The organism is Micromonospora sp. NBC_00389, assembly GCF_036059255.1.
Taxonomy (GTDB): Bacteria; Actinomycetota; Actinomycetes; order Mycobacteriales; family Micromonosporaceae; genus Micromonospora.
Genome location: NZ_CP107947.1, coordinates 3,574,545 through 3,593,939 on the forward strand (window position 1 = coordinate 3,574,545; position 19,395 = coordinate 3,593,939).

18 protein-coding genes are annotated in these 19,395 nt (G+C 71.7%); 9 read left to right on the plus strand and 9 right to left on the minus strand.

All coding sequences use genetic code 11. The features are described from left to right. Positions 1–50: 50 nt before the first annotated feature. Together OG470_RS16995 and OG470_RS17000 are read left to right on the plus strand one after the other, a co-directional pair. Positions 51–1,310, plus strand: coding sequence for a peptidoglycan DD-metalloendopeptidase family protein (locus OG470_RS16995; protein ID WP_328425414.1), 1,260 nt, complete (start codon positions 51–53; stop codon positions 1,308–1,310). 64 nt (positions 1,311–1,374) lie between these two features. Then, positions 1,375–2,763 carry an N-acetylmuramoyl-L-alanine amidase gene (locus tag OG470_RS17000; RefSeq protein ID WP_328425416.1) on the plus strand — a complete coding sequence of 463 codons (1,389 nt, stop codon included), beginning with the start codon at positions 1,375–1,377 and terminating at the stop codon, positions 2,761–2,763. Positions 2,764–2,777: 14 nt separating this feature from the next. Here OG470_RS17000 and OG470_RS17005 read toward each other — a convergent pair whose 3' ends face one another. Genes OG470_RS17005 through OG470_RS17015 form a run of 3 tightly spaced genes read right to left on the minus strand, consistent with a single transcriptional unit; the run spans position 2,778 to position 6,493 of the window. Next, complete coding sequence (locus tag OG470_RS17005; protein WP_328425418.1) at positions 2,778–3,344, minus strand: TetR/AcrR family transcriptional regulator; 567 nt, start codon at positions 3,342–3,344, stop codon at positions 2,778–2,780. A 53-nt stretch (positions 3,345–3,397) separates the two neighbouring features. Next, on the minus strand, positions 3,398–4,063 hold the full coding sequence (locus tag OG470_RS17010; RefSeq protein WP_328425420.1) for a hypothetical protein: 666 nt from the start codon (positions 4,061–4,063) through the stop codon (positions 3,398–3,400). A 27-nt stretch (positions 4,064–4,090) separates the two neighbouring features. Next, positions 4,091–6,493 carry a PEP/pyruvate-binding domain-containing protein gene (locus tag OG470_RS17015; RefSeq protein ID WP_328425422.1) on the minus strand — a complete coding sequence of 801 codons (2,403 nt, stop codon included), beginning with the start codon at positions 6,491–6,493 and terminating at the stop codon, positions 4,091–4,093. Between the two features lie 124 nt (positions 6,494–6,617). On the opposite strand from OG470_RS17015, the gene OG470_RS17020 reads away from it, so the two are divergent. Both OG470_RS17020 and OG470_RS17025 read left to right on the plus strand, forming a co-directional pair. Next, positions 6,618–7,274 (plus strand): M23 family metallopeptidase, encoded by a 657-nt coding sequence (locus OG470_RS17020; protein ID WP_328426415.1) that lies wholly within the window; start codon positions 6,618–6,620, stop codon positions 7,272–7,274. 108 nt (positions 7,275–7,382) lie between these two features. Further along, positions 7,383–7,613, plus strand: coding sequence for a DUF2188 domain-containing protein (locus OG470_RS17025; protein WP_328425424.1), 231 nt, complete (start codon positions 7,383–7,385; stop codon positions 7,611–7,613). A gap of 87 nt (positions 7,614–7,700) precedes the next feature. Here the strand turns inward: OG470_RS17025 and OG470_RS17030 are convergent, their stop codons facing one another. Together OG470_RS17030 and OG470_RS17035 are read right to left on the minus strand one after the other, a co-directional pair. Then, entirely contained in the window at positions 7,701–8,723 is a 1,023-nt protein-coding gene (locus OG470_RS17030) for a DUF4331 family protein (RefSeq protein ID WP_328425426.1), read from the minus strand. Positions 8,724–8,797: 74 nt separating this feature from the next. Continuing rightward, positions 8,798–9,970 (minus strand): ROK family transcriptional regulator, encoded by a 1,173-nt coding sequence (locus tag OG470_RS17035; protein ID WP_328425428.1) that lies wholly within the window; start codon positions 9,968–9,970, stop codon positions 8,798–8,800. A gap of 90 nt (positions 9,971–10,060) precedes the next feature. Between OG470_RS17035 and OG470_RS17040 the strand changes: the two genes are divergently transcribed. Further along, positions 10,061–11,359 (plus strand): DUF1479 domain-containing protein, encoded by a 1,299-nt coding sequence (locus OG470_RS17040; RefSeq protein ID WP_328425430.1) that lies wholly within the window; start codon positions 10,061–10,063, stop codon positions 11,357–11,359. Between the two features lie 103 nt (positions 11,360–11,462). Here the strand turns inward: OG470_RS17040 and OG470_RS17045 are convergent, their stop codons facing one another. After that, the gene (locus OG470_RS17045) at positions 11,463–12,722 is read right to left on the minus strand and encodes a family 16 glycosylhydrolase (RefSeq protein WP_328425432.1); all 1,260 of its coding nucleotides are present in this window, start codon (positions 12,720–12,722) and stop codon (positions 11,463–11,465) included. 338 nt (positions 12,723–13,060) lie between these two features. Here OG470_RS17045 and OG470_RS17050 point away from each other — a divergent pair, with 338 nt between their 5' ends. Together OG470_RS17050 and OG470_RS17055 are read left to right on the plus strand one after the other, a co-directional pair. After that, positions 13,061–13,459, plus strand: a complete 399-nt coding sequence (locus OG470_RS17050; protein ID WP_328425434.1) for a hypothetical protein — start codon at positions 13,061–13,063, stop codon at positions 13,457–13,459. Positions 13,460–13,544: 85 nt separating this feature from the next. After that, positions 13,545–13,904, plus strand: a complete 360-nt coding sequence (locus OG470_RS17055; protein ID WP_328425436.1) for a VOC family protein — start codon at positions 13,545–13,547, stop codon at positions 13,902–13,904. A 17-nt stretch (positions 13,905–13,921) separates the two neighbouring features. Here the strand turns inward: OG470_RS17055 and OG470_RS17060 are convergent, their stop codons facing one another. From OG470_RS17060 to OG470_RS17070, 3 genes are all read right to left on the minus strand, one after another. Further along, complete coding sequence (locus OG470_RS17060; protein WP_328425438.1) at positions 13,922–15,400, minus strand: aminotransferase class V-fold PLP-dependent enzyme; 1,479 nt, start codon at positions 15,398–15,400, stop codon at positions 13,922–13,924. Further along, positions 15,390–17,072 (minus strand): ABC transporter ATP-binding protein/permease, encoded by a 1,683-nt coding sequence (locus tag OG470_RS17065; protein ID WP_328425440.1) that lies wholly within the window; start codon positions 17,070–17,072, stop codon positions 15,390–15,392. The genes OG470_RS17060 and OG470_RS17065 overlap by 11 nt, the downstream gene beginning before the upstream one ends. 91 nt (positions 17,073–17,163) lie before the next feature. Further along, entirely contained in the window at positions 17,164–17,784 is a 621-nt protein-coding gene (locus tag OG470_RS17070) for a TetR/AcrR family transcriptional regulator (RefSeq protein WP_328425442.1), read from the minus strand. Between the two features lie 96 nt (positions 17,785–17,880). Here OG470_RS17070 and OG470_RS17075 point away from each other — a divergent pair, with 96 nt between their 5' ends. Then, positions 17,881–18,120: a tautomerase family protein gene (locus OG470_RS17075; protein WP_328425444.1), complete on the plus strand. Its 240-nt coding sequence runs from the start codon at positions 17,881–17,883 to the stop codon at positions 18,118–18,120. 67 nt (positions 18,121–18,187) lie between these two features. Continuing rightward, a complete protein-coding gene (locus OG470_RS17080; RefSeq protein WP_328425446.1) occupies positions 18,188–19,363 on the plus strand; it encodes a glutathione-independent formaldehyde dehydrogenase in 1,176 nt (391 codons plus the stop codon). Positions 19,364–19,395: the final 32 nt, after the last annotated feature.

The following is a 19,395-nucleotide window of genomic DNA, read 5'->3' on the forward strand; positions in this document are numbered from 1 at the left end:
CGACGTACATCTCTTTTGTTCGGCGGGCCGTGTGCTACCAGGGCCGGCCGGTGACGGCGGTGTCCGCCGTGCCGCTGGCCAACCGCGAACCCGACGGGGTGCGGGTCGCCGTGGTCGACGAAACCCGCACCGAGAGTGAGGTCACGATGAGACACGGTCGACGATGGGCCGGCGGCGCCGCCGCGGCCCTGCTGATGGTCACGGGCCTGATCGGGGCGGCGCCCAGCGCCGCCGCCGCGGCCGACGGCCCCGCGCTCACCGCCGCGGTGACCGCCAAACTGCTCAGCTCGGTCGAGCTGTCCACCGCTGGCGCGGAACGAGACACCCGGGTCACCGTCAGCCGCAGCAGCGGCCGGTGGGCGTTCGGCACCGCCGTCGCCCTCGCACCCCGACAGGAGGACGCCCACCCGACCGGCTCGATCTTCATCGCCCGGGCCGACCCGGCCGGGTGGCGGGTCGCCTTCGACGGTGAGGCCGCCTTCGGTGAACTGGCCGCCCAGTCGCCCCTGGTGACGGGTCCGGAGAGAAGCGCGCTCAGCACCGCTCCGACCCCGATGTACGCGGGCGGGGACTACCGGACCGGGATGGCGCTGCCGTTCGCGGTGGGCCAGACGTGGACGCTCACCGGCGGCCCGCACGGCTGGGGTGGCAGCGCGCCGTACAGCTCGGTCGACCTGGCCGGCGGCGACCAGGTGGTCCGCGCGGCCCGGGCCGGCGCGGCGTACACGATGTGTCAGGGGTGGATCCGGGTCATCCACGACCGGGGCTACTCGACCGACTACTACCACCTGTGGAACAGCATCTCCGTCAACGGCGCCAGCGTCGGTCAGGGCGCCTTCCTGGGCAACACCGGCACCGACGTCACCTGCGGCGGATCCGCCACCGGCCGCCACGTCCACTTCGGCCTGCGGCAGAACAGCGCCTACGTGCCGATCGCCGGCCACGACATCGGCAAGTGGGTGCTGGCCAACGGCGCCGCCGCCTACCAGGGTGGGGCGCGACACGGGTCGGCCTGGGCCGGGGTCGGCTCCGGCCTCTACAACTACGGCGCACTCGGCCTCACCCAGGCGGTGGTTGACGCGAACGGCGGTGGGGCACTGACCCGTCGAGCCGGGCCGGGGACCGGTTACGGGGCGGTCGGCTCGCTGGCTGACGGTGTCACCGTCTCCGTCTCCTGCTCCGCCAACGGCACCTCCCACACCGGGCGGTACGGCACCACGGCGCTCTGGGACCGGTTGAGCGACGGCAGTTGGGTGTCCGACGCCTACCTCTGGACCGGTGTGAACGCTCCGATCAACGGCTGGTGCTGACGAGCTCGACCGCCGAGCCGGCGGGCCGCCGGCCGCCCGACCCCCTTCGTCGCAAGGAGTGGCAATGACCGTACGAACCTCCCGCCGGGGCCGGCTCCTGCTCGGCGGCCTGCTCACCCTGACCACCGCCCTGGCCGGTCCCGTCGCGGCCATGTCACCGGCGGCTGCCGCCCCGACCGGTACGCCGGCGTCGGCCGGCCCGCTGGCCGCCGCGTTCGACACCGCCGCCGCCCGGTACGACGTCCCGCGCGACCTGCTGGTGGCGCTGGGGTACGCCGAGTCGCGCCTGGACATGCACTCCGGTGCGCCGAGCGCGGCCGGTGGCCACGGGCTCATGCACCTGGCGAGCAACACACAGGTGCACACCCTGGAGGAGGCGGCGACGCTCACCCGGCTCACCCGGGCAGCGCTGCGCGCCGAACCCGCCGCGAACGTCCTCGGGGCGGCCGCCGTGCTGCGCTCGTACGCCGACCAGGTCGGCCTCACCGCCGCTGCCCGCGACGACGTGAACGGCTGGTACGGACCGGTCGCCCGGTACGGCGGCGCCAGCGACGCGTCGGTGGCGCGGCTCTACGCGGACACCGTCTACGACCTGCTGCGCGTCGGGTTCACCTCGACGCGCGGCGAGGCGGTGGCCGGGCGGCCGGTCGCACCCCGGCGGGGCGGCCTGGAGCGGGCCGGCGTGCTCGGCGGATTCGGCACCCTCAGCACCGACTACGGGCCGGCCGCGTGGGCACCGGCCAGCACGAGCAACTACACCGTGGCCAGTCGACCGGGCAGCCACCCGGTCACCCGCATCGTCATCCACATGACGCAGGGCTCCTACGCCGGCGCGGTCAGCTGGTTCCAGAACCCGGCCGCCCAGGCCAGCGCCCACTACACCTTCCGCTCCTCCGACGGCGCCGTCACCCAGTCGGTGCGGGAGAAGGACATCGCCTGGCACGCCGGCAACTGGACCTACAACACCCAGTCGATCGGCATCGAACACGAGGGGTACGTCGACAACCCCGCCTGGTTCACCGATGCGATGTACCGCGCCTCCGCGACGCTCACCCGTAGCCTCGCCACCAAGTACGGCATACCCAAGGACCGGGCGCACATCATCGCGCACGCCGAGGTGCCCGGCGCCACCCACACCGACCCGGGCCCGAACTGGAACTGGACCTACTACCTGCAACTGGTGAACGGAATCACCGGCATCGGCTCCGGCACGGTGAACACCGAGGCGTCCAGCCTCAACGTGCGTTCCGGCCCGGGCGCCAGCTATCCGGTCGTCGGCTCGGTCGCCGACGGCGCCACCGTCGCCATCTACTGCCAGGCCGTCGGCAGCACGGTCACCGGCCCGTACGGCACGACCTCCGTGTGGAACCGGATCGGCACCAACCGCTACGTCTCCGACGCCTACCTGCTGACCGGCTACGACGGATACATCCCGACCGTGCCGCGCTGCTGACGGCGCGGCACCCGTCAACCGAAGAGCAGGTCGAGGTGGGCATCCAACGCCGCCACGGCCTGCTCGGCGGTGTACTGCCCACCGAGCAGATAGACGCCCAACCCCTCCATCAGTGCCAGCAGGCCGGCCGCGGCGGCGTCGGCGTTTCGGCGGGGCAGGATGCTGGCGATGAACTCGGTCAGCTGCGCGGTGTCCTCGCGCAGGCTGGCCGCGGCGGCCGGTCGTACCGCGGTGTAGGCGAAGAACGCCAGCGCCACGCTCCCGTCGTCGCGGCTCCGCTCGTCGAGCGGCAGCAGCGCGGCGATCATCGTGCGCAGCAGCAGCCGAGGGGAGGGGTCCGCGCCCAGTCGCGCCATCGCCTCGGCGATCCGGATCTCACCGCGCTCGCGGACCACGGCCAACGCGAACGCCATCATCTCGTCCTTGGTGCGGAAGTAGTGCTGGACCATCCCGGCGGACACACCGGCCTCGGCAGCCACGTGACGGAGGCTGACGGCCTCCAGGCCCTGGTCCGCGGCGACCCGCATCAACGCGTCCGCGATGAGGGTGCGTCGCTCCTGGTGATCGACCTTCTTGGGCATGACCTCGATCGTTTCACAGTGGGTGGCCTGGAAGCCCCGCCGGCGGTCGGCGGCTAACGGCTGACGGTTCCGGTGGCGGGGGTGCCCCGCGCGCTACGCAGGAGGCCGTCCGGATCGTCGGCGTACAACCGCAGCTCGTTCATCGGCTCGGACCCGACCTTCGGCAGGTCGAAGCTCGTCGGGTGGCGCAACAGGACGTCGATGCTCGTCTGGCTGCCGACCGAGATGGACACCACCCGGCGGTCCCCCTCCTGCTCGACCTGCACCGACTTGCTGGACGGCAGCGAGCGGTAACGCTTGCGCAGAACCTCGATGTCCGTCCACGGGATCCAGATGTCGATGCCGGAATTCAGCCGCACCCGCAGGCCCGTGTCACCCACCACGTGGGGGTTGATCGTCATGCTCGCGAAGAGGCCGACCATCCAGAGCAGACCCCAGACGCCGAGCGCGAGCACGATCCAGCGGGCCGGCCCCCACGGCACCACGTTGGTGACGATGAGGTCGAAGATCGGAATCTCCACGATCGACAGGCCGATGAAGATGCCGAGAATCGGCTTGACCACGCCCAGGTAGCCGAACGGCTCGTCACCCGGCGCCAGCGGCAGCGGCCTGCGCCGCGCCCACAGGTACAGGTTGCGCCACATGGCGGCTTCCAGCTTGGCCACCCGGCGCAGCAGCGGGCCCACCTTCGCTCTGGTGGGGGTCTTCATGTCGGTCATGTCGTCCTCGCGATGGTGGTCGGGCGGTCAGTGGACGGTGACGGTGCCGGCGCCGCCGTCCACGGTGACGAGCTGACCGGTGGAGATCGTCCGGGTGGCGTCGGGCACGCAGATGACGGCGGGGATGCCGTACTCCCGGGCCACTGTGGGGCCGTGCGCCATGATCGCGCCGGTCTCGGTGATCAGCGCCGAGGCGGTGAGGAACAGCGGGGTCCAGCCGGGGTCGGTGGTCGCGGCGACCAGGACGTCGCCGGGCTCGATGTGCGCGGTGGCCGGATCGTGGACGACCCGGGCTGGGCCGGTCACCCGGCCCGCCGACGCGCCCACGCCGGTGAGTGTGCCGTCCACGGCGGGCGCCGTCGGCAGTACGGCCTCGACGTCGGTGCCGTCGGACAGCAACGCCACCGGCACCGCCCTGCGGCGTGACTCCCTGCGGTGCACCGCCCTGCGGGAGGCGACCGTCGCCCGGTGATCGCTGCCGTCGTGCACCGCGGCGTGCACCTCGTCGAGGGTCAGGAACATGATGTCGTCGGGCTGCTCCAGCAGCCCGGCGCCGTGCAGGTCGACGCCGATGAGCAGCAGTTGCCGGCGCGTCTCCCGTAGCGGGTACAGCCCGGCGAACTTGCCGGCCTCGCGCAGGCCGGCCAACGAACGGGCCCGGCGTAGCAGGAACCCGGCGATCGTGCCGCGTACCGGCCGACGACGGCGGGCACGCCTGACCAGTTCCTGAAGCGCGGCCTCGGCCTCTGCGGCGGCCCGCTGGAAGCGCTGGTCCGGCCCCTGCCGCGGATCGGTGACCCGCAGGTAGTTGGCGATCGCCGCGAAGACCGGTGCCGGATCCTCCGCCCAGCGCGGCACCCCGAGGTCGACCTCGGCAACGCCGCGATGGCCGTAGGCGTCCAGGAAGCCGGCCATCCCGACGTCGGGCAGCGTCCCGCGCAGATACCGCGCGGCCAACTCGTCCGGCGGGGTGTCGAGCAGGAGCCGGCGGTGTTCGCCGGCGCCCTGGGCGAGCCGCCAGAGCGCCAGATCCATCTCGATGGTGACGTTGTGCGGCATCCCGCCCAGCACGGTGTGGATCTCGTCGGAGCTCGCGACGCCCTTGAGCAACGACGCCGGCAACGCGGCGGCGAGCATGCCGGTGACGATCGGCCACATGATCGCGTCGGCGCTGTCCCCGGAGTCCCGCGACTCCACGAAGCGGAGCCGGTCGGCGGCGGTCCGCAGGTCGGCGGGGGCCGCCGACCGTACTCTCATCTGCTCGATCGCCCGGAACATCCGGACCCGCGCCGCGTCGGGACGGGCCAGCGCGCGCAGGATCCCCGCCACCGCGCGGCCGGCGGTCCGCAGGGACGCCGCCCCCTGTGCCGCGCCGCGCTCGGTGCTGGCCGTGGTCACGGCGAACCGTGGATCCGTCAGGACGTGCTGCATCACCGCCTGCGCCCGTGGGCCGAAGTCGACCGCCAGGAGCTTGACCAGCCGCTTGCGGGACGACCTGCTCCGAGCCAGGTCGGTCAGGTCACCGTAGAGGCGACCGCCGATGTCGACGACCTCGACCCGGACGCCGAGAGCGGCGAGCATCGCCGCGATCTGCGACCGCAGGGTCGACATGCCCATCGGGGTGACCGGTTGCAGCATGCCCTGAACGTGGCCGAACTCCAGGTAGACGCGGGGGAGGGGCTTCCCGGTCTCCGGCGGGAGGGGAAACAGGCTGGTGATCGGCCGCGACTGCAGCAACCACAGCACGCCGTCGCCGTCGATCGCCCACTCCACGTCCTGCGGGGAGCCGAAGTGACCCCGCAGCCGCTCACCTGTGGCCCGCAGCTCCGCCAGGTGCGCGGACGTCAGGCACCCAGCCTCGTCTCGGGTGACGCCGTCGAGCACGTAGTGGTCCACGGCCGCCGCGCCGTCCACCACCGTCGTGCCGAGGCCCGGCGCGGCGTCGACCGCCATCTCGTCGCGGCGACCGGTCAGCGGGTTCGCGGTGAACAGCACCCCCGCCACCGCAGGGGCAACCATGCGTTGCACGACGACGGCCATCCGCACCGCCTGATGATCGATTTCGCGGGCGTCGCGGTAGGCGACGACGCGATCGGTGTGCAGCGAGTCCCAGCATTTCCTGATCGCGGCGATCAGCTCGGCGGTGCCCGTGACGTTCAGGACGGTGTCCGACTGCCCGGCGAAACTCGCGTCCGGTAGGTCCTCGGCGGTGGCGCTGGAGCGCACCGCCACCGCGCCCGCACCGAGCCGTTCGTACGCGGCGACGATCTCCGCCTGCGGGATGACGCCGAGCCGGTGCGCCTCGGTGGTGACGCAGAATCCCTCGGGGACCCGCTCGCCTCGCCGGATCAGCTCGCCCAGCCCGGCCGCCTTTCCGCCGACCAGGTCGACCATGTCGGCAGTCGCCTCGGACAACGCGATGACGTGCATGGGGCCTTCTCTCTATGCAATGCAACTGCATTGCATCCCAAGGTACCCACTTGGCGATACGACTGCAATGTAACGGCCAGGCGTGGCGGTGCGACCCCGGGTCGGGGCGTTGTCGGCGTCTGCCATGCTCGGGACGGTGACGACCGGCCGCCCCACCAGAGTTCGCACCCACCGTCGCGTCCGCAGCCGCACCGCCCGGATTCTCCTCGCGCTCGTCGCGGCCGTGGCCGTCCTCGGCGTCGCCTTCGTCGTCGTGCCGATGCTGCGGCCGCCCGGTCCACGACCGCTCTTCCAGCTCCCGGTCGCCTGCGGTGAGACGTGGCAGCTCAGCACCTACCCCGGCCATGACGACTACGACGTCGACCTGTTTCCGACCGAGGGCGAGGCGTGGGGGCGCCCGGTGCTCGCGTCGTACGCCGGCACCGTCACCGTGGCGGGCGTCAACGGGTCGGTGGGCGGGCGAAACCCGGAGAATCCGGAGGGCCCGCGCGGTCGCGGCGGCGGCTACTGGGTGAAGATCGATCACGGTGGCAAATGGGAGACGCAGTACCTGCACCTGCTCGAACCGCCGTCGGTCCGGGTCGGTCAGCGGGTCGCCCAGGGCGAGCAGATCGGGCGGCTCGGCAGCACCGGCAACTCCGGCGCCCCACACCTGCACTACGAGCAGCGCCGAGGCTGGGAGAAGGTCGAGACCCACTTCGACGGGGAGCCGTCGGGCATCACCACCGACGAACGCGAACTCATCCTCAAGCGCAAGAGCAACAACTGCGTCTCCGGGTGACCGCGCACGCCGCCCACCGTCTCCTGAGGACGACATCGGGCACGTTTGCCCGACACGGCTCGGGGCACTGTGTCTGGCGAACAGTCCAGACGCAGGGAGGAGCCGGCCGTGGCCAAGGGTGACGTCGAGACGTACCAAGAGGACGGGCAGTGGAAGAACCGCCCGGAGGGCAACGAGCGAGCCAGCAGCACGCACGAGGGCAAGGCCGACGCGCAGACCCAGGGCCGCGAGATGGCGGCCGACCGTGGTGTCGAGCACGTGATCAAGAAGCAGGACGGCACGATCGGGGAGAAGAACACCTACCCGCGCAGCCGCGACCCGCGAGACATCCCGGGCTGACATCCTCCGTATCCTGCGGGCTGACCTCCTCGGCGCGACCGAGGAGGTCAGCCTGTGGCACCGCCGTCGGGAGCTGAGGCGGCCCGATCAGGCCGGCACCACGTACGGGAACGCGTCGGCGCGCGCGCCTTTGGTCCCGTCCGGGGTGAGGCCGGAGGTCATGCCGGTGTTCAGCACCAGGGAGAACATCACCTCGGGTGCGTTGTCGGCCATGGTGCGTCCGTTGCGGACGGCGAAACCGTAGTTGGCCGGCGTGCCGACCTGGTACGACAGCACGTCGGGATAGAGCTGCCGCGCCACGCTCCAGCCGTACGCCTGCGGATCCGGCGCCGTACCGTTCGCCGCCACGACCCCCGCGACCGCGGAGGCGATCTCCTCGCCGTCCTCCTTGAGATCGTCGCCGGGGTGCCGCGCGTTGGCCGGGTTGGTGAAGTCGGTGTCGGTGGGCCAGAAGATCGGCCACATCATGGGGTGGCCGAAGCGGTTGATCTGGCGCCACCCGCCCGCGTCGGTGGCCAGCAGGGTGCGGCACCAGACGCCGATCTCGGTGCCGTCACGCAGCATCGGCTCGTCATGGGACACCTCGAGGACGATCGACTCGACCGTGGTGCCGGCGAAGCTGTTCGTGGCCTTGTCGGCCCGCCACGCCGAGCGGTCCAGCTTCGCGCCGTTCTTGATCGCGGCGTTGACGGTCGCGAGCTCGCCGAGGTCGATGTAGAACGGGTCGGTGATCCGCCCGGCCCAGACCCGGACGTTGCGGCCGCTGGACACCTCGCCGCTGTGGCCCTGGACGATGGGAGTGCCCATCGCGCCGTCGTCGCGGGCATCGGCTCCGGTGAGTTCGTACAACTCCAGCGTCTGCCTGCCGTCGCCGTCCGGCTCACCGAACGCGAGCCGGTAGGCCAGCCCCTCTACCTCGGCGCCGTTGAAGTGAATCTTGAACTCGTAGCGCGCCTCGGCGTGGAAGCCGCGCTTGATGTCGGCCTTTGTCACCGAACTGTTGACGTCCATGACGAACACCGTGGCGCGGTCGCCGTTGAAGACGTACAGGTCGTCGATGAAGAGCTGACCGCTCTGGGCGGCGAGGGGGGTGTCAAGGTGGTGCGACATGGACTCACTCCCAGTGATGCCGGACTTACAGGACTAATCCGAACATAGCGGCGAGCCTCGCACCCCTCGCGTCATCAGCCGAATCCGTGGTCCTGCTGGTCCGGGAACCGGAGGGTCGCCGAGGGGTCCGTCCGTTGGGGGAGGGCGATGATGGCCGAGCGGAGACGGTCGAGGGCTTCGGCGCGGGCCCCGGCCAGCGACGGTTCCTTCGTCAGCCGTGCCGGGCGTACCTCGACATGCCGGGGCATCTGGGTGAAGGCCGTGGTGATGGCGTCGAGGATCGCCGGGTGACTGCCCCAGGGGCCGCCGATGAGGACCAGTCGCGGGTCGGTGAGCGCGACGATGGCGGCGAGCACGCCGCTGACGGCCCGCCCCAGCGCCTGCCGGTCGACTGCGGCGAGCTGACGGACGCGATCGACGTCGATGGCCGTCGTGCCGGCGCGTCGAAGGTTGAGGTCGGCGAACACGTCGATGAACCGGGTCGCCTGACCGTGGGGGCCGATGGTCAGCAGGTGCGCGATCTCGCCGGCGACTCCGGAGTGGCCGCGGCGTACCTCGCCGTCGCTGACGATCGCGCATCCCAGTCCTTCGCCGAGGAACACGTAGGCGAAGTCGCCCAGGCCCGTCGGATCGGTGTCGCGCTCGGCCTGCGCCGCCCAGTTGACGTCGTTGTCGACGATGACCGGGCCGGCGACCTGTGGCGTCAGCACCTCGACCGGGTCGAGCTCGCCGAGCAGGAACGGCGCGTCGGGCAGTCGGACCAGGCGACCACTGGCGCGTTCCACCGGGTCGGCGGCGCTGACGACCGCCAGCCGGATGGCCTCTCCGGTGCCCTCCTGCGCCTGCGTGGCGGCGGTGCGCAGGGCGTCCGCCACCTGCTCGGCCCGGGCTGGCCGACTGATGTCGTGCCGGGTCCGCCCGAGGACGTCGCCGTGTGCGCCGACCCGCTCGACCACCACGCCGTCGGGAGCGATGCTGATGGCCAGGGCGGTGCCGACGGTGTCGGCGAGGGCGTAGTACGAGCCGACGCGACCCCGGCCGCGCCCGCCGGGCGTCCGTTCCCCGGTGTCCACGACCAGGCCGGCCTCGGTCAGCCGGCGCACGCTCTCGCCCACGGTGGGCTTGGACAGGCCACTGCGGGCCGCCAGGTCGGCGCGGGTCAGCCGCCGCGCCCGCATCAACTCCCGCAGCACGTGCTCGTCGGTCAGGGTGCGCAGCAGCTCCAGCGAGGGCTTGGCGATGGTCACCCCACGATTCTAGGCAGGAGTCTTGCCTAGAAGGGTGCCCGACCCCTACAGTCTTTCCAAGAAGGAGCCCTAACTAGAAGGAGTCGCGCCATGAACGCCCAGCCCGCCCTGGCCGTCGCCCCGCTCCCGCCCCTGCCGCACTGGGAGTCGACCCCGGACGACCTCCCGGCCGCCATCCGCCAGATCAAGGCCGCGCTGCGCGACCGGATCGAGGCCTCCGGCCGCACGGTCGAGGAGGTGTTCGCGGTCGTCGAACGGCGGGTCCAGGCGAAGGTCGACGAGATCGCCGCCGCCAGGGATCGCGGCGAGACGATCTGGCCGGTCATCGAGTACGCCGACATCGAGGCCGGCACCGTGCCGGCGGAGGCGCTGGCGAAACTGCGCCAGCGGGGCTGCCTCGTCGTCCGCGGCCACTTCGACCGCCAGCAGGCCCTCGCCTGGGACCGCGGCATCGTCGACTACGTGGACAGCAACGGGTTCACCGAGGCCTACCGCGGTCCCGCCGACGACTTCTTCGGCAGCGTGGGGTCCAAGCCCGAGATCTACCCGGTCTACTGGTCGCCCGCGCAGATGCAGGCCCGCCAGAGCGACCGGATGGCCCGGGTGCAGGCGTTCCTCAACCGGCAGTGGAAGCACGAGTCCGAGGGCGTGCGGTGGTTTGACCCGGACCGCGACTCGCTCTACCCGGACCGGATCCGCCGCCGGCCGCCGGGCGCCGACTCCAACGGCCTCGGTACCCACCTCGATCCCGGCACCCTCGACCTGTGGATGACCGAGGCGTACCAGAAGGCCTTCCGCCACCTCTTCGACGGCACCGTCGAGCAGTACGACCCCTGGGACCCGGCCCACCGCACCGCCGGACCGCAGTACCCCGGCACCACCATGTGCTCGGCCTTCCGCACCTTCCAGGGCTGGACGGCCCTCTCCGACATGGACCACGACCAGGGGGTGCTGCACACCGTCCCGATCCCCGAGGCGATGGCCTACCTGATGCTCCGGCCGCTGCTCGCCGACGTGCCCGCGGACGACATGTGCGGCGTCACGGTCAACCAGGTCTTCCCCGCCAACGAGACGTGGCACCCGCTGCTCATGCAGGCACTCGCCGGCATCCCCGACGTCAAGGCGGGCGACTCCGTCTGGTGGCACTGCGACATGATCCACAGCGTGGCACCGGTCCAGGGCCAACAGGGTTGGGGCAACGTCATGTACATCCCCGCGGCCCCGTGGTGCCCGCGCAACGAGCGGTACTCGGTATCCGTCCGGGAGGCGTTCCAGACCGGGTCCAGCCCGACGGACTTCCCGGCGGAGCACTACGAGCGCAGCTGGCCCAACCGGTTCCAGCCCGACGACCTCAATCCCACCGGGCGGCGTGGCCTGGGCCTCGACTGATCGCCGACCAGCCGACGCGGTCCGGTCGCGGCGGGCCCGCAGACGACGGTGGGCCGCCCGGACGTGTTGCCGGGCGGCCCACTCGCCGGTGGTACGTGGGGCCTCAGATGCGGGACCACGTCTGGTTGGCTGCACCCGTGCAGTCCCACAGGTGCAGCTTGCCGCCGTTGTTGGGGTTGGCGTCCCGGACGTCCACGCACCGGTTGGCGCTGATGTTGACCAGGTCGCCAGCGGCGCTGAGGGTGAAGCGTTGGGCGGGATTGCCGTTGCAGGTGACCAGGTTGACCTCGGTGCCGTTGGCGGTGCCGGCCCAGGCCGGGTCCATGCACTTGCCCATCGCGCGGACGGTCCCGTCGGAGGCGAACGTCCAGGCCTGCGCGGCGGTGGTGTTGCAGTCCCAGATCTGCAGCTTGGCGCCGTCGACCGGGTTGGCGCTCGGGATGTCGATGCAGCGCCCGCTCTGCGCACCCCTGATCCGGCTGGTGCCGGGAGCCGGGTCGCCGCCACCGCCGGAGGTGTAGCTGGACACCCGGACGTAGTCGACCAGCATCTGCTGGGGGAACTGCGTGGAGCCATCCGGGTAGCCGGGCCAGTTACCGCCGACCGCCACGTTGAGGATCATGAAGAAGGGGTGGTCGAACACCCACCGGTTGCCGCCGAGCCGGGCGGGGTCGACCCGGTGGTACTGTACCCCGTCGATGTACCAGGTGATGACGTTCGGCTCCCAGTCCACCCGGTAGGTGTGGAAGCCGTCGGCGAGCGGGCCGCCGAGGGTGCGGCTGCCGGTGATGCCTCCGCCGCCGGAGTAGCCGGGACCGTGCACGGTGCCGTAGACGGTGTTGGGTTCCCGGCCGATGTTCTCCATGATGTCGATCTCGCCGGCGTCGGGCCACCCGCCGCCGGTGCCGAGCATCCAGAACGCCGGCCAGATGCCCTGGCCGCGCGGGATCTTGATCCGGGACTCGAACCGGCCGTACGTCTGGCTGAAGGTGGCCGCGGTCAGCAGCCGCGCGGACGTGTACTCGCAGCGCCCGTAGTGGCACTGGTAGTTGGCGGGGTTGTCCCGGCGGGCGGTGATGACCAGGTTGCCCTGGCCGTCGTGCACCGCGTTGCTGGTGCTGTTGGTGTAGTACTGCCGCTCGTTGTTGCCCCAGCCGCCACCGCCGATGTCGAACCGCCACTTGTTCTGGTCGACGGGCGTGCCGGCCGGGGCGTTGAACTCGTCCTGCCAGCTGATCGGGCCGATGGCGGCCTCGGCCCGGTCGTTCTGGGCCGGGAGGACGAGCGCCACGGAGGTGGCGATGAGGGCGACCGCCGCGAGGACGAACGGTCGGAGGCGGGGGGTGGGACGGGCTGTGAACACGGGAGGCTCCTCAGCGAGGGGGTGGCGGAAGCTTCGCGCCCGGAGAACGTAGGAGAGCGCTCTCTATAACGAAGAATGTCGATATGCTGGCCTTCCGTCAAGAGTGTTACCAGTACGGTGACGGGTGGTCACCGCCCGATGCTCGCGGGTGAGCGCCCGCACCCGCGGGGCCTGCTGGTCCGCCCCGGACCGCGGACACGTGCTACCACGAAAGCGGTCGAATCGACCCTTCCTATTGCCGTGGGGCGTCCACGGGGGACAGGATGACGAGGCTCGCCGGAAACATCCCCGTAACCTGCGCGCTGCTGGTCTCTGTCACGAGGAAGTGGGAGTCAGTCATGAGCGACGTGTCGACGGCGCTGGGTGTGCGCCTTTACCCGGATCTGGTCGAGCGGGGTGGTCTGGCCCCCGCGCTCATTGAGATCGCTGCCCGCCACGAGCTCGACCTCGGCCGGGTGACCGCCCCCGAGCAGGGGCGTAGCCGGTTCACCTGTGCTGAGCTGCACTCCGATCAGGGTGTGGTCTGCGTCGGGCTGGGCTCCCAGGCCCGATACTTCATGGTCGACCTTCGGGTGTCGGGTGAGGTCCAGGCTCGGGGCGACGCCATGGACCTCGTCCAGGTGGCCCAGTTGGCCTCGGCCTGGCGCGCCGGGCTGACGCTCGCCGAGCTGACCGCGCGGTTCCCGTTCATGGAGGAGATGAAGCGCCGCCCGACGTCGGCGGCCCAGGTCCGCTGACGCTCCGCTGGCCACAGCGGGTGTCCGCGAACGGCCGACACGTGGTGGGCGTTCGCCGTCGAAGCGCAAGTCGAGGGGAGTGGCCATGGCCGCCCAGCGAATAGTCGCCGATCTGCACAGCGCCTCGATGGCCGAGGCGACCGCCTTCTACACCACGGTCCTCGGCCTGCGGGTGGTCATGGACCATGGCTGGATCGTCACGCTAGCCGACCCCGACCGGCCGGAGGTGCAACTGAGCCTGATGACCGAGGACGCCACCGCGCCGGTCGCCCCGGTCGTCTCCATCGAGGTGGCCGACGTGGACGCGAGCTACCGGGCGGCGCGGGCCGCCGGGTCCGAGATCGTCCACGACCTGACCGATGAACCCTGGGGCGTCCGCCGGTTCTTCGTCCGGGACCCGAACGGCCACGTCGTCAACATCCTCGCCCACCAGCCTCCGGCGTGACGCGCGCACGATCGGGCTCAGCAGCGCAGCCGGGGCGGCAACGGTGACTCGGTGCTGGCGTCGCGGTCCAGGTAGGTCGACTCGGCGAACGCGAGGAAGCGCTCCGCGTCGGCCGCGTTGGACGCCAGGCCGAACGAGACGCGCACCGCGCCGCCGGTCGGCAGCTGCAGCGCACCGAGGTACTGGTCGATCGTGTCGACCCGCGCGAGCAGCCGCCGGCGCAGCGAGCCCCGGCTGATCCCGAACGCGCCCTCACCCGCACCCGGGTTGCAGAAGCAGCCGGTACGCAGGGAGAAGCCCGCCTCAGCCGATTCCCGCGCGACGAGCCGCTCGTCGACCAGGGAGCCGTCCGGCTGGCGGAAGTTGAACGTCACCGTGCCGCCCCGGCCCTCAGCCGTCGCCGGCCCGTACACCTGGACCAGGGGCCGGCCGGTGCGGTGCCGCAGCGTGGTCAGCCGGTCCAGCAGCCAGCCGGTGAGCAGGCCGACCCGGGTGTGCACGAGTTGCACGCCGATGGTGTCGAGCCAGCGCAGGCCGAACTCCACGTCCGGGATGCTCAGGAAGTTAAGCGTGCCGTCCTCGAAGGCCGACTCGTCGTCCATCGACCGGTGCCAGTCACCCTGGACGCTGACCATGCGGATCGTGCCGCCGGCGAACCACGGCCGGCGCAGCCGGGCCAGCGCGTCGCGGCGGGCCAGCAGCGCGCCGACCCCAGTGGGATAGCCGAAGAGCTTGTACCAGCTCAGGCAGACGAACTCGGGCTGGACGACGCTGAGGTCCAACCGGTTCGTGGGTGCGAACGCGGCGGCGTCGAGCAGCACGTCGTACCCGTGCCGGTGGGCCAGTTCCACCCAGCCCAGCGGGTGCTGCACGCCGGAGAAGTTGCTCTGCGCCGGATACGCGAACAGCCCTCGACCGCCGGGCCAGCCCCACCGCCCAGCCAGCCCGCCGCGGCCGGCGTCGAGCATCGTGGACAGGTCCGACTCGGCGACCCGCAGCTCCGGCCCGGTGAGCGGTACGTAGCGCACCCGCGCGCCGGCCGCTCGGGCGTACTCGCGGATGCCGTTGACCGAGTTGTGGTTGTCCCAGGTCAGCACGAACGGTGCGGCCCGACCGAAGTCGTACGCCTCGCCGACCAGCCGGCAGGCGCCACTGGCGTTCGGGGTGAAGACGACCGTGTACTCGGCCGGGTCCGCGCGGAAGAAGTCGAGCACCGCGCGCCGCGCCGACTCGACCAGCGAACCGGCCGCCTCGCTGGTCGGGTTCTCCGAGTGTGGATTGCTGTACAGGCCCGTTAGCAGCCGATCGTGGTGGGCTCTCACCTGGGCCTGTGCGGCCACCCCCGCCCCGGCGTAGTCGAGGTAGACCTGGCCGTGCCGGTCCAGGTGCCGGTACTCGGTGGCGCGCAGTTCGTCGATCGGAGCGGTGTCGGCGTACCCCGGCAGTGCCGTCGGCGAGGTGCGGGTCGCGGCGCGGGGACCCGGCTCAGGCAGCACGGCGGGCCTCCCGACGCGCCAGCACCGCCCAGGTCGCGCCGAGGAAGAGCACCACGAACCCGCCGAGCACCAGCCAGTTCACCCACACCGGCCGGGAGAAACTGTCGCCGTACGTGGCCAGCAGTGGCGGGCCGAGCGGGGAGCCGCCGTCGCGCCAGAGCCGCTCCACCCCGGCGGTGTGTCCCAAGCCCTCGAACGCCCACCGGTTCGACATCGCGTAGCTGAGCCACTGGCCGCCGACCGCCATGACCGGCACCGGCAGGATCGCGCCGACGAACAACACCTGCGGGAAGCAGAGCATCGGCAGCATGAGCGTCGCCTGGGCGGCGTCGGAGACGGCCGCGGAGCAGAGCAGGCCGAGGGTGAGCGCGGCTGCCGAGGAGAGCAGCAGCGTCGCGTACAGCGCGGCGAAGTTGGCGCCGCCGACCGGCGGCAGCCGGTCGATACCGCGCAGCACCCCGAGCAGGGCCAGGTCCACCAGGGCCAGTAGCGGCAGCAGCACCGCGACCTTCGCCAACAGGTACGGCACCAGCCGGACACCCGCCAGCCGCTCCCGGCGCAGGATCGGCAGCTCGGTGCAGATCTGGAGCAGGCCGTAGGTCAGCCCGAAGAAGAAGCCGCCGAACGCGATCCAGAACAGGATCATCACGGTCACGTTCGGGCTCGGTTGGGCCGGGTCGAACGCCCCGGGCCGGAACAGCAGCGCGAACATGCCGAGCACCATCAGCGGCGAGCCGAGCAGGATCGCCAGGGTCAGCCGGTTTCGGGCAACGATCTCCGCGTTGCGCGCGGAGAGGACGGCCCACTGCCGCAACCTGCCGACCTGCCGACGCCCCGAGCTGTCGACCCCCGGCTCGACCGTACGGGCCGCCGGGTCGCCGTCGTGGCACGCGGCGAAGCGGTCGGGCCAGGCCGTCGGGTCCGTCTCCTCGTCCAGCCGGAGGTGCACCTCGGCGAGGGACCGCAGGCCGAAGAACTCCCGGGCGACGGCCGGTGTGCCGGCGAACGCCAACCGGCCCTGGCGGGTCAGTACGACAACGCGGTCGCAGCGGTCCACGTCGGTGATCTGGTGGGTGGTGAGCACCACCGTGGTCCCCGCGTCGGCGAGGGTCCGCAGCACCCGGAGCAGGTCCACGGCGATCGCCGGGTCCAGCCCGGAGGTGGGCTCGTCCAGGAAGAACACGCCCGGTCGGGTGAGCAGTTCGACGGCGATGCTGGCGCGTTTGCGCTCACCGCCGCTGAGCCGGCCCACCGGCACCGCGGCCCGCTCGGTGAGCCGCAACTCGGCGAGCACCTCGGCGACCCGGCGGGTGACCTCGGCCGGCCCGGTGTCCGGCGGCAGGCGCAGCCGGGCCGCGTACCGCAGGGTGCGTCCCAGCGGCAGCTCGCGGTGGATGATGTCGTCCTGCGGGACGAAACCGATCGCGCCGACCCCGGCGGCGCCGTCGTACGCCACGGTGCCGGCGTCGGGTCGCCGGATCCCGGCGAGCGTCTCCAGCAGGGTGGTCTTGCCGGCGCCGCTGGCGCCGATGATCGCGACGACCTCGCCCGGCTGGATGGCCAGCGAGATGTCGTCCAGGATCCGGCGACCGCCCCGGACACGGTGGCCCAGACCAGTGGCCGTGATACCGACGCCGGTGCGCGGGGGAGACGTGGTCTGCTCGGTCGTCATGTCGGGTGCCCGATCCGGTCGGGGAGTGGTCCGCCTGAATATCGTGCCTCGCCGATGCTACGTCCGGTGTGGACCGTGCGGTCCTGGCCCTTCAGTCCGTGGTGGTGCGCGCTTCCGGTGGTACCTGGAGGAGGTCCAGGCAGTTGCGCCACAGCGTCTCCAACTGGGCCGGGTCGTTGAGCAGCTTTGCGAGCAGGACCCGACCCTCGATCTGGGCGACGATGGACCGGGCGGCCTCGCGGGTGTCGACCGACGAGCCGGCCAGGCCACGTTCCTTCGCCTCGACGACCACCTGCTCGATCAGGTTGATCTGTTCCTCGAAGATCTCCTGAAGCCGACGGCGGATCTCCTCGGCCTGGTTGCTGAGTTCGAGGGCGAGGTTGCCGAACAGACAGCCGGCGACCACCCCGGCCTTCTGCTGGCCGGCGCGCTGGATCTCCTCGGTGGCCTCGAACAGGTCCCGTAGCCGCCGCAGGGGGTCGCGCCCGCTGCCGAGCAACTGCTCCCACTGGCGGCGCTGGGTCGCCCAGTGCTCGTCGATGACAGTGCGGGCGAGCGCCTGCTTGGACTCGAAGAAGTAGTAGAAGCTGCCCTTCGGGACGCCCGCCGCCGCGCAGATCTCGGCCACGCCCAGCGCCGAGTAGCCACGCTGCTCGATCAGCGTGGCGGCCGAATCGAGGATCTTGTTCCGCGCGTCACTGGTCCGTCCCATGTCTTGAAGGTACACGACCGGTCGGCTAGTTTTAGTCGACCAGTCGTCTAGTGGCTTCGGAACCCACCCCACCCCCTTCCGAAGAGGAGCAGGCCCATGCCGATCGTCACCATCCAGATCACCCGCGAGGGCAGCACACCCGGCGCGTCCGCGGCGACCGCCGAGGAGAAGGCCGCACTGATCAAGGGCGTGAGCGAACTGCTGCGCGACGTCCTGAACAAGCCGTTGACATCGACCTTCGTGGTGATCGACGAGGTCGAGACCGAGAACTGGGGTCGCGGCGGCCTCCCGGTCGAACAGTTCCGCCAGCAGCAGAGCGCCCAGCTGCCCGAGTAGCGCCGGGCGGCATGAACGCACCGGCCGCGGGAAGAACCGGTTCTCCGCCGCTGGTGAGGGAGCCGGGATGAGAGCCGTCGTCTACGCGGACGTCCGCAGCGTCGCGGTGCGGGAGGTGCCGGACGCCACGTTGGAGGCCGAGACCGACGCGCTCGTGCGGATCACCTCCACCGCCATGTGCGGCACCGACCTGCACATGTACGACGGGCGGACCGGCGCCGATGCCGGCCTGGTGCTCGGCCACGAGCCGTTGGGCGTGGTGCAGCAGGTGGGCGCCGCGGTGCAGACCGTCCGTCCGGGCACCCGCGTGGTGATCCCCACGCACCTGTTCTGCGGGACGTGCGTGATGTGTGCCCGAGGGCTCTCGGCGGCCTGCCTGCGGGTCCGGGCCGAGGGGCCGGGCGCGGCGTACGGCTACGCCGGGATGGGCCCCTACCGGGGGGCTCAGGCCGACCTGCTGCGCGTGCCGTGGGCCGACGCGAACTGCGTACCCGTGCCCGGGGAGCCGGGGGACGCGTACGAGGACGACTTCGTGCTGCTCGCCGACGCGTTCGTCACCGGTTGGCACGCCGCAGCCACCCTGGCCGGGGTCGAAGCCGGCGACACGGTGGCCGTGTTCGGCGCCGGCACCATCGGCCTGCTCAGCGCGTACTCGGCGCTGATCCGGGGAGCCCGGGTGGTGTACTGCGTGGACGGCGTCGACGCCCGGCTCGACAAGGCCGGCGAGATCGGCGCGGTGCCGGTCGACTTCCGCCGCGGCGACCCGGTCGAGCAGATCCGCGCGGACCGGGCGCGGACCGGGCTGCCGCTCGGCGAGGAGAAGCTGGGCGGGATCGACAAGGTCATCGACGCCGTCGGGTTCCAGGCCCGGGACCGGGAGCGCCCCGACCAGGAGCGCCCCGACCAGGTCATCGCCGACGCGGCCCGGCTGGTCAACCCCGCCGGGGCGATCGCGGTCGCTGGCGTGTACCCGGAGAAGGACCTGCAACCCCGTCCCGGCGCGAGCGCCCGCGAGGATCTGGTCGCGCCGTGGGGGACGCTGTTCAGCAAGGGCGTCGCGGTCCGGTTCGGCCGTACCCACGACCGCCGCTACACGGTGCTCTTGCGGGACCTGGTCGTCGCCGGCCGGGCCCGGCCCAGCGTGATCGTCACCCACCACGGCAGCCTCGACGATGCGCCCGAGCTGTACCGCAGCTTCGACCGCCGTGAGCACGGGGTGATCAAGGCGGTGCTGCACCCGTGAGCGACGAGCCGGAAAGCGGCGCGGCGGAGCAC